General features: G+C 68.7%; 3 protein-coding genes and 1 pseudogene. 2 read left to right on the top strand and 2 right to left on the bottom strand.

The genetic code is table 11. The features are described 5' to 3' along the window. Nucleotides 1-296 (top strand): hypothetical protein (locus AB4Y84_RS19500; protein ID WP_442250708.1); only part of this gene is annotated, 296 nt, incomplete at its 5' end. Between the two features lie 43 nt (nucleotides 297-339). Here the strand turns inward: AB4Y84_RS19500 and AB4Y84_RS19495 are convergent. Continuing rightward, complete coding sequence (locus tag AB4Y84_RS19495; protein ID WP_025878801.1) at nucleotides 340-903, bottom strand: response regulator transcription factor; 564 nt, start codon at nucleotides 901-903, stop codon at nucleotides 340-342. Beyond that, nucleotides 900-2126, bottom strand: a complete 1227-nt coding sequence (locus AB4Y84_RS19490; protein ID WP_442244594.1) for an ATP-binding protein — start codon at nucleotides 2124-2126, stop codon at nucleotides 900-902. Before AB4Y84_RS19490 ends, AB4Y84_RS19495 begins: the two co-directional genes overlap by 4 nt. A 114-nt stretch (nucleotides 2127-2240) precedes the next feature. Here AB4Y84_RS19490 and ispG point away from each other — a divergent pair. After that, nucleotides 2241-2382 (top strand): annotated as a pseudogene (ispG, locus tag AB4Y84_RS19485) (flavodoxin-dependent (E)-4-hydroxy-3-methylbut-2-enyl-diphosphate synthase); the annotation flags it as partial.

The following is a 2382-nucleotide window of genomic DNA, read 5'->3' as shown; positions in this document are numbered from 1 at the left end:
AGGCAGCCGTGCAGGAGGGCGCCGATGTGCCGGTGCTGGTTCTGCTGCGTCATGGCGAGCGGTGCGTGGATGAGCAGGGCCTGGCGCGGGCTGACATCATCGTCGAGCGGTCTGGCGGCGCGGACATGACAGTCGAGGCCCGCAACCGACTGCTGCTCGATCTGTATAGCCCTGCGCGCGACGTCCTGCCCAGTCGGGCTGATCTGATGCGTGGTGGGGTGGATCAATGGGTTGCAGAAGTGGACGCCGAGGCCAGGCAGCAGAAGGTCGAGGTGGACGCGCTGCTCGGAGACTGACCTGGCGTGCGCCAGCGGCATCCTGTTGCGGGATGCCGGCCCTTCACCGGCTCGGATCGCGCTCCGGGCTCGGCCGCTTGGCCAGCTTGCGCTGCAGCGAACGCCGGTGCATGCCGAGCAGCCGCGCGGCCGCCGATACATTGCCGCCGGTTTCATGCATCGCCTGCTGGATGTGTTCCCACTGCAGGCGGCTGATCGGGGTCATCGCATCGGGCACTTCCATCTCGCCGTCATCGGCGGGACCATCGTCTTCCTCGCCCAGCGCACGCAGGATCATCGGCACCGTCGATGGCTTCGGCAGGTAGTCGTCGGCGCCCAGCTTGATCGCCTCCACTGCGGTGGCGATGCTGGCATAGCCAGTCACCAGCAGGATTCGCATGTCTGCGCGCAGCGCGCGCAACGGCTGTATCAGGGCCAGGCCGGAATCGCTGCCCAGCTTCAGGTCGATCAACGCGAACGCCGGCGGATGCTGGCGGGCCAGTGCCAGCGCGCTGGCGGCATCCTGTGCGGTCTGCGTCTCCAGCCCTTTGCGGGCCAAGCTGCGCTGCAGGGTGCGCAGGTAGAGTTCGTCGTCGTCGACCAGCAGGCCAAGGGTGGAAGCAGTCATGGTGATTCCTCGCGGGGGGCCAACGGCAGGCGGAAGCCGACGCGGCTACCGGCCCCTTGGGCCGGGCGCATCCACATCTCGCCGTCCAGGCGTTCGATGGTGGCATGGGACAGGGCAAGACCGACGCCCATGCCTTCACTCTTGCTGCTGCCGAACAGCTTGCCCGGCAGCACGGCGGCGCGGGCGTTGAAGCCATGGCCGTAATCGCGCACTTCGCCGATCAGGTCGTCGCCTTCGATGCGCAGGCTGAGATCGACGCGCGGTCGGCCGGCCTGCTCGCCGGCATCGGCCGCGTTGTTCAGCAGCACCATCAGCAGGTGGCCGACGCCCGGGTCCAGCGGCAGGCGCAGCGGTGCGTCGTCGTTGCGATGCAGGTCGATGGTCGGGCGCACCAGCCGCCATTGCTCCAGCACCTGCTGGGCCGTGGAGTGGGCGCGCCCGGGGCCGTCATTGGAGGCCGGCGCGGCCAGGGCCAGCACGCGCTCCCGGCACTGCACCAGCAGTTCGCGCAGGGTTTCCATGTCCTCGCGCACTTCCGGTTCTTCGCTGCGTTCGGCCACGTCGTCGGCGAGCAGGGTCATCGTCGCCAGCGGCGTGTTCAGTTCGTGCGCCACCGAGGCTGCATGCGTGGCCAGGGCGACGATGCCCTCGTTGCGCGCGAAGCGTTCGCGCAGTGCCGACAGTTCCAGCTCGCGCTCGCGCAGCGCGATCGCCAGCCGGGTAGAGAAGATCAGTACGACCGCAGCGGACAGCAGGAAGGTGGCGATCACGCCCCAGCGATTGAGGTCCAGTGCGTTGAAATAGCCCGCCGGCAGCGGTTGCCCGAACAGTCCGCTGGCGGCGTAGCCCAGCAGGCAGGCGCTGGCCACGGCCAGTGCCCAGCGCAGGGGCAGGGCGAAGGCCGCCAGGGCGATCAGGATCAGGAACAGCGAGCCGAACGGATTGGCGATGCCGCCGCTCCAGCTGACCATCCAGGTGAGGATGATCACGTCCACCAGGATGTGGCCGAAGGCGGTCAGCGGCGCGGTATCGGCCGGCTCCGGGCGCAGCTGCGTATACAGGTTGAATACGGCGAGCACGGCAACGCCCGACCACAGCGGCAGTTGYGGCAAGGGCAGTCCCAGCACCCAGGTCGCAACGAGGATGGTGGCCGCCTGGCCAGCCACGGCCAACCAGCGCAGGCTGCACAGGGTTCGGAGAAACGGGGCGTCGGGACCGGTCATTCGCGCCCATCGTATGCGTTCGCGGGGACGGCTGCCTGCGACAATCGGCCGCAGCCGGACTGTCGCCTGAATGCGACACACCCGGAAGGTCGGGGCGGGCGTTAGAATGCCCGCATGCATGACGCCGTCACCCGCCCTACAGCCCCCTCCGATGCCACTGCCTGGCCCCGTCGCCTGACCCAAGCGGTCCAGATCGGTGGAGTCACCGTGGGCGGTGGCAAGCCGGTCGTGGTGCAGTCGATGACCAATACCGACA

This window comes from Stenotrophomonas sp. 2YAF22 (assembly GCF_052114665.1).
In the GTDB taxonomy this organism is placed as follows: Bacteria; Pseudomonadota; Gammaproteobacteria; order Xanthomonadales; family Xanthomonadaceae; genus Stenotrophomonas; species Stenotrophomonas indicatrix.
This window is presented reverse-complemented; position numbering and strand designations above follow the sequence as displayed.